General features: G+C 48.6%; 7 protein-coding genes. All 7 read left to right on the plus strand.

The window, feature by feature from the left end:
* The coding region (locus PHF32_08155) for a dihydroorotase family protein (GenBank protein MDD4560688.1) at positions 1–709 on the plus strand (709 nt) is incomplete at its 5' end.
* A complete protein-coding gene (locus PHF32_08160; protein ID MDD4560689.1) occupies positions 670–2,907 on the plus strand; it encodes a xanthine dehydrogenase family protein molybdopterin-binding subunit in 2,238 nt (745 codons plus the stop codon). The genes PHF32_08155 and PHF32_08160, both read left to right, overlap by 40 nt.
* Positions 2,904–3,377 (plus strand): (2Fe-2S)-binding protein, encoded by a 474-nt coding sequence (locus PHF32_08165; protein ID MDD4560690.1) that lies wholly within the window; start codon positions 2,904–2,906, stop codon positions 3,375–3,377. Before PHF32_08160 ends, PHF32_08165 begins: the two co-directional genes overlap by 4 nt.
* Positions 3,378–3,396: 19 nt before the next feature.
* Positions 3,397–4,575, plus strand: a complete 1,179-nt coding sequence (ygeW, locus tag PHF32_08170; GenBank protein ID MDD4560691.1) for a knotted carbamoyltransferase YgeW — start codon at positions 3,397–3,399, stop codon at positions 4,573–4,575.
* Between the two features lie 23 nt (positions 4,576–4,598).
* Positions 4,599–6,044 carry a pyridoxal-phosphate dependent enzyme gene (locus tag PHF32_08175; protein ID MDD4560692.1) on the plus strand — a complete coding sequence of 482 codons (1,446 nt, stop codon included), beginning with the start codon at positions 4,599–4,601 and terminating at the stop codon, positions 6,042–6,044.
* Positions 6,022–6,558 carry a hypothetical protein gene (locus PHF32_08180; protein MDD4560693.1) on the plus strand — a complete coding sequence of 179 codons (537 nt, stop codon included), beginning with the start codon at positions 6,022–6,024 and terminating at the stop codon, positions 6,556–6,558. Before PHF32_08175 ends, PHF32_08180 begins: the two co-directional genes overlap by 23 nt.
* A 6-nt stretch (positions 6,559–6,564) precedes the next feature.
* Complete coding sequence (locus PHF32_08185) at positions 6,565–7,125, plus strand: nitroreductase family protein (protein ID MDD4560694.1); 561 nt, start codon at positions 6,565–6,567, stop codon at positions 7,123–7,125.
* The last annotated feature ends 522 nt before the right edge of the window (positions 7,126–7,647 follow it).

Here is a 7,647-nt window from a genome sequence, read left to right on the forward strand (position 1 = left end):
CGAGGCCGGGCTTTACAGCTCCTATGAAGCGATCGAACACTGGATGCTGGCTTCGGAAGCAACCAAGACCAGGATACTGGTGCATTGCGAGGATGATGCCACCTTGCAGGAATACTCACAGATACATCCCTTCCGGTATCCCCATGACCACTGCCTCAGACGCCCGGAAATAGCGGAATTGAGAGCTGTGGAAAGAGTGTTGGATCTGGCGATCAAACACAACCATCCGGTTCATATAGTGCATGTTTCCACTCCCCAGGCGGCCATCCTGATCCAGGCGGCAAAAAAGGTGTATCCTGGGATCACTTGCGAGACCGCTCCGCACTATCTTTTGTACAATGAAGAACGGCTTTGCGGCCCGGACGCTCATCGCTGGATATGCACACCGCCCTTTAGATCAGAGCATTCGCGAGGATTGTTGGTCGAGCTTTTACAGGATGGAGTCTTTGATATCCTTGCCAGTGACCACTGCGCATTTAGGGATATCGATAAGGATCGTTTCAAAGATAATCCTGAAAAGGTACCCTGCGGTATTGCCGGGATTCGGGAGCTTTATGCCAGTCCGCAGCAAAACCTGGTGGAAAGCGGAAAGCTGAAGGGGGACATGCTGGATCGGCTTTGTCGGATCAATCCAGCTCGATTGATGAATATCAGTATACAGGAAGATGTATGGAAAAAGCATATAGAAACGATGCCTATGCCAAAGTGACCGGGAAAGCCAAGTATGCCGATGATTACAGCATGCCATACATGCTGCATGCGGTTCCCCTGCATTCCCCGGTGGCAAGCGCTTATCTGAAGCAGATCGATTGCAGCGAAGCCCAAAACATGCCTGGAGTAATCAGGGTGGTGACTGCTACCGACATTCCCGGGAAGATCAAGTTTGGGCAGATCATCCCAGATTATCCCACGCTGGTGCACAAACGCATACGCAGTACGGGGGATGTGATCGCGCTGGTGGTGGCGGAAAGCCGGGAACAAGCTTTGGCGGCATCTGCCAGGATCAAGCTGGAGCTTCAGCAGCGGCCTGCTTTGTACACTGCAGAGGAAGCATTACTGCCGGATGCGGAATTGATAAATCCGGAGCATGGCAGCAATATCTGCAATTACCATCGGATTAGAACTGGTGATATTGAAACCGGAGAGCAGGAAGCCGATATCGTTTTCGACCAGGAATTCAATACATCACACGTAGAACACGCATATTTGGAACCGGAGGCGTCGCTCTGTTACCAGCGTCCGGATGGAGTGATGGAAGTGATTGGCAGCATGCAACATCCCTTCAGTACCCGCCGATTTGTGGCATCCACTCTGGGTTGGGAATTGAAGGATGTGGAGGTGAAGACAGTGCCTATGGGCGGTGGTTTTGGAGGCAAAGACGATACTGCCGCGCTGGTTTGCGCCCGGGCTGCTCTCTGCGCATTTCTTACCGGGAGGCCAGTGAAACTGACCTACAGCCGGGAAATGAGTATGCGGGAAAGCTATAAACGCCATCCTTACAAGATGCAATACCGGATGGGTGTAAAGTGCGATGGCAGGATTACATTTGTGAAAGTGCGCATGCTGGCGGACAGCGGAGCATATTGCAGCGTTACTCCCTGGGTTACATGGCGTTCCACCGTGCAATGCTGCGGTTGCTACGAAGTGCCCAACGTGCATTGTGATGTTTACGGAGTATATACAAACAACATATTTACCGGAGCTTTCCGCGGCTTTGGCTCTCCACAGGTTAATTGGGCTATCGAGCAATTGGTGGAGATTGCGGCAGAAAAGTTGGCTATAGATGAGATGGAATTCAGACGCATCAATATGGTGCGTCAAGGTTCTGTAACGGTTACCAATCAGGTCTTGGAAAACCACGTGGTATCCCTCAATGAAGTGATGGATAATGTTTTACGTGAGATAGATTACAAAGCTAAACGTGAACGCTGCAGTTTTGGCGATCCCAATCTGGATAAATGGTATGGCATCGGCTATGCCATTTCTTACCGGGGCATGAGCCTGGGTGCGGAAGGCGTGGATTTCAATAGTGCCATCATCAATGTGCAGCCAGATGGCAGCGTGCTCTTGGAAACGGGAGTACACGAGAACGGACAGGGTGCCGAGAGTGCTATGATTCTGATTGCCGCTGAAGAGCTGGGACTTCCCCTGTCCCGCATACGTTATAGGATGCCTTCCACCTCAAACATCCCGGATGGTGGCACCACGGTTGCATCCCGAGGAACACTAATGGGCGGCGGGGCAACCACCAATGCAGCCAGGATATTGAAAAGCATCATCTCCGAAGCCTTGGAAAAACATCTGCAGCAGAAAGCAGTTCATTTTTGCGAAGGCAACATACTGGATGAAAGCGGACTTGTGATCTGTACTTGGAATGAAGCTATCAGACTGTGTTACAGCGAACAGATCTATCCCTATGCTTTTGGTGTATTTCAAGCGCCCAGAGTAAGTTGGGATGAAGATACAGGCCATGGTAATGCCTATTTCACCTGGGTTTATGGCTGTCAGGCAGTGGAGTTGGAGGTGGATGCCAAAACCGGGAAAGTAACGCTGTTGAATATGGTGGCTTCTCACGATGTAGGCAAGGCGATCAATCCAGCAATGGTGAAGGGCCAAATCTATGGCGGGATGGTTATGGGGGCAGGATACGGACTCTTTGAAGAATTAGCGCTGAAAGACGGTGCCGTGACTGCTGAAAACCTGCATCAATACAGGGTGATGCGTGCCACGGATCTACCTGAGATGACGGCCATAATAGTGGAGAATCCCGATCCTTGCTCTCCCTCAAAGGCAAAAGGCATCGGGGAGCCGACCTTGGAGATCACAGCTCCCGCAGTTGCCAACGCCATTTACAGGGCTACCGGAAAGCGATTTACGGATCAACCGATTAAGCTGAGGAAACCATGATTATCATAAACACAAAGACCTATACAATACCTGAAGACCTTCAAGATAAAAAGCTCTCTGCCTTTCTTCGAGAAGATCTGGGGCTTACAGGCACCAAAATCGGCTGCGACATCGGAGTTTGCGGTTCCTGTACAGTGTTGGTGAACGGAGAGGTAAAACGCAGCTGCCGATTGATACTCAAAGATGTGGAGGGCTGTGAGATAGTCAGTATCGAAGGCATCAGTCCCTCCGATGGCAGTCTGCATCCTTTACAGCAGGCCTTTGTGGATGCTGGTGCCATTCAATGCGGTTTCTGCACTCCCGGTATGGTTCTCAGCGCACTTGCCCTGCTAATGCAGAATCATCGTCCCTCTCGAGCAGAGATCAGGCAGGCTCTGAAGGGCAATCTCTGCCGCTGCACCGGATATCAACAGATTGTGGATGCTGTGGAGATAGCCGCTAAAACTATGTATCCCAATGATAATGACTAATAAATCAGAGGTAATAAACATGTGCGAGATAAGTAACAAACTGCAAGAACTGGAAAAGCTGAAGACCAGCCTCTATGGACAGGATTTCCTGCTCACTTGGGAAAACAGCGTGGACAATCTGAAGGCAGTGATGTTGGTTGCCGAGATTTTACAACAGATGCACAGAGCAAAGAAACCTTGGAAGATATTCGACTATGGTTTGGCCATCTCTATCTTCAGAGACAATAGCACACGCACGCGTTTCAGCTTTGCTTCGGCTGTGAATGGCTTGGGACTGGCTTTGTCCGAACTGGATGAAGTGAAATCCCAGATCGCCCATGGTGAGACGGTGCGTGAAACTGCCAGCATGATCTCATTTCTTACAGAAGTGATAGGCATTCGAGACGATATGTATCCAGGTGAAGGGCATAGCTATATGAAAGAAGTTGCCGATGCCGTTAGCGAAGGCTATGCCAATGGCGTATTGGCACAGCGTCCCACTTTGGTAAACCTTCAGTGCGATCTGGATCACCCCACCCAAAGCCTGTCTGATCTCTTGAAGCTAAAGGACTATTTTGGCGGTTGGGATTCGCTTAAAGGTAAGAAGATCGCCATGAGCTGGGCATATTCACCGTCCTATGGCAAACCCCTCTCTGTTCCTCAAGGCGTGATCAATCTGATGACTCGCTTTGGTATGGATGTGGTACTTGCCCATCCTGAGGGCTATGATCTGTTGCCGGAAACTCTGGACAGCGCCAAAGCTTTTGCCAAAGAGAGCGGAGGGTCTTTCAGCCACGTGCATTCCATGGCTGAAGCTTTTAAGGACGCTGATGTGGTCTATCCCAAATCCTGGGCACCGATGACTGTGATGAAACGCCGTACCGAGCTCCTGAAACAAGGCGACAAGCAAGGTCTGAAGGATCTTGAACTGCATTGTCTGGCAGAAAACAAGCGCCACATGGATTGGGAATGCTCCGAGGATATGATGAAGCTTACCAAAGGTGGGAATGCACTCTATGAGCACTGTTTGCCCGCAGATATCAGCGGTGTGAGCTGCGAGAGAGGTGAAGTGGCCAAAAGCGTGTTCGAGCGCTACCGTCTGCACACCTATCAGGAAGCGGGATACAAGCCTTTTGTGATCGCCGCGATGATCTTCAACAGCAAAGTGCGGGATGTGGTTAAAACGCTGGATTTCTTATCATCCCCTGTGCCATACTAGATAATTTCAGAATAGGAGAATGGATGCCAAAACTGATTACAACAATAAACAGGAGTATCGCAGCTAAAAACGCTGCTAGATGCAAACAAAGAGGAATCATCCTCCCCACCATCAGTCAGCAAATATATCCTGAGACCATACCTCAGGGAATAAAAGACAGGATAAAACCCATTGGTTTGTGGGATATAAATCCCTTGAACTTATTTCGCATTACCTGGAAGAACAATATCGATACCGGCCTCTTTGGAACACCGAATTTTTTGGAACTACCCCCGGAGATTTCCGGCGTAAAGGCCAGGATTATTGGCCTTGTGGGTAAATACTTCCCTACCGGAGCGCACAAGGTAGGCGCGGCTTACGGATGTCTGGCACCGCGCTTGGTAAGTGGAACGTTCGACCCCGAAATTCACAAAGCTGTATGGCCTTCCACAGGTAACTATTGTCGTGGCGGAGCTTTCGATTGTGCATTACTGGCATGCCCTTCAGTGGCGATTCTTCCCGAAGAGATGAGTCAGGAGCGCTTTGACTGGCTGCATGAGATTGGAGCCGAGGTCTTTGCCACTCCCGGATGCGAATCGAACGTTAAGGAAATCTATGACAAATGTGGCGAATTGAGACCGGATCCTCAATACATAATTCTAAACCAGTTCGACGAATTTGGCAATAGCTTCTGGCACTACCATGTAACCGGTAACGCCATTGAAGAAGTATATGATATGATCAAGAAACAAGGCAACCGTCTCTCTGGATATGTGAGTTCCACTGGTTCTGCAGGAACCATTGCAGCGGGTGACTATCTGAAAACTATCCATCCTATGATGAAAACAACCGCCGCAGAAGCTTTTGAATGTCCCACTCTGTTAAATAACGGTTTCGGTGGTCATCGCATTGAAGGGATCGGAGACAAACACGTCCCTTGGATACACAATGTTCGCAATACCGATGCAGTTGCTGCCATTAGAGATGAAGATTGCATGCGTCTCTTGCGCCTGTTCAATGAAGAAGAAGGAAAGAAAGCCCTTATTGCCAAGGGAATTAACGAGGCTTTGGTGAACAAGCTCCAGTTGTTGGGCATATCCTCAATCGCAAATCTGCTGGCTTGTATCAAGATGGCAAAATACTTTGAATACAACGAAGATGATGTGATCTTCACTTGTTTCACGGATTCCGCCGGCATGTACGAGAGCAGGATTGCCGAGCAACACAATCTGAAGGGCGATTACAACTCTCTACAAGCCGCATTGGACAACGAAGCCTGCTTATATGCTCAAAGCTATGACAACTTCCTGGAGCTGTCTTACCAAGATAAAAAACGCATCCACAATCTAAAATATTACACTTGGGTGGAGCAACAGGGCAAGACTTATGAGGAAATCCTAAAGCAATGGGATCCCTCGTATTGGACAGAAACCTTTGAAAACAACCTGGAAGAGCTCGATAAGGCAATTGAAGAATTTAACTCTCTCTGATTTCTGCACCATCATTCTCGCTTCAGGCAATGGTTCCAGATTTGGTATGCCAAAGTCTGAAGCGAAGATAGGTGGCCTGCTGTTTTCGCAAAAGATCAGCAAAAGCCTGTTGGATGTGGGTTTGCATAATATAGTTCTGGCCAAAGATCTGGATACCTCTTCAATGCTGGATTCTCTCAGGATCACTATTGCCGGGATCAAGAAAGAATTTGCGTATTATCTGATCTGGCCGGTGGATCATCCCATGGTACAGAGCTCTACGGTAAGTATATTGATCGAGACTGCCATACAGAATCCAGATTGCATCATAAAGCCGGAATACATCGGCAGGCGGGGTCATCCGATATTGATCCCGGCGGGACTGGATATCCACAATCCGGTTTATGAAACTCTACGTGAAGTATTGCGCCACAGCGGAGTAGGTACCGTGATAGTGGCGGTGGACGATCCCGGCATTATACAGAACATCAACACCCTGGATGACCTCATCCGTTATCAGGATATTGGAGGATAAGCACTTATGTCCTTTATGGAATTAATCTCCACTCGCTACAGTGTGCGAGATTTCAAGCCCGATCCCATCCCCTCTGAAGCGCTGGATAAAATCCTGGAAGCCGGACGCATGGCACCTTCAGCGCAAAACCGTCAACCCTGGCGCTATATAGTTTTAACCAATCCCGCTCAGATCAAGGCACTGGTGAAAAAAACAGGATTGATAGGGCTTAGCAATTTCTTTGTAAAGGATGCTCCCTGCGTGATCGTAGCCTGTGCCGACACCAAGAAGAACATGCGCGTGAATGGGCAGGATTACTACCTGGTGGATACAGCTATCTCCTTTCAACAGATGATGTTATGCGCTTGGGAGATGGGTATAGGCTCCTGTTGGATGGCTGCCTTTTCCGAGAAAATCCTGGCGAAGTATCTGGAAATTCCGAGGTCGTGGAGAATTGTGGCTATATCACCTTTTGGCTATCCCAAAGATGAGAAAAGCATGTGGGGAAAAGTCGTGTCAGGATTTGCCGGAAGCACAAAACGACAGCCCTTAGACGATATGGTGATATATCGGAATACAGCAGATTGATCTCGATATCCTTACTATCCTGAAGAATGAACCCCATTTGGCTATTCATCCTCCGTGCTTCAAGGAGTGATGAAGCAGATATCAAGCTGTTATAAAGCAGTCGTCACTCGATGATAACCCGATGATATCTGCTTCATATCAAGATAAAGCAAAGGGCATGTTTGGGGATTAACGACATCGGATATAAATGTCGCCAAAGAAGGGATCTATGCGTGTTGTAACGTAGTCGTCGAGGGGTTCCGCTTCGCTATGTACCCTCGCTACTAACTGTCGCCCTCCAGGCTATCCTGTCTTGTGCTTTTGGGATTTACATCGTAATTGCGGGGATTTATCCAAAACTATGTACTAGAGTTTTAGCCACCCTGGATATCCATCTCTATAGTTTCGACAACAAAAGAGACTGTTCACTTTGACCTGATCTATTTCCAAAGAGTTAGCGCATGAGTTAGGTGAAAAAGTGGGCGAAACGACTAAAATATGCTTTCGAAACCGAATTGACAAGAAGGCCAGTATGCCATCTTT

The sequence above is a fragment of the Candidatus Cloacimonadota bacterium genome (assembly GCA_028706475.1).
Classification (GTDB): domain Bacteria; phylum Cloacimonadota; class Cloacimonadia; order Cloacimonadales; family Cloacimonadaceae; genus UBA5456.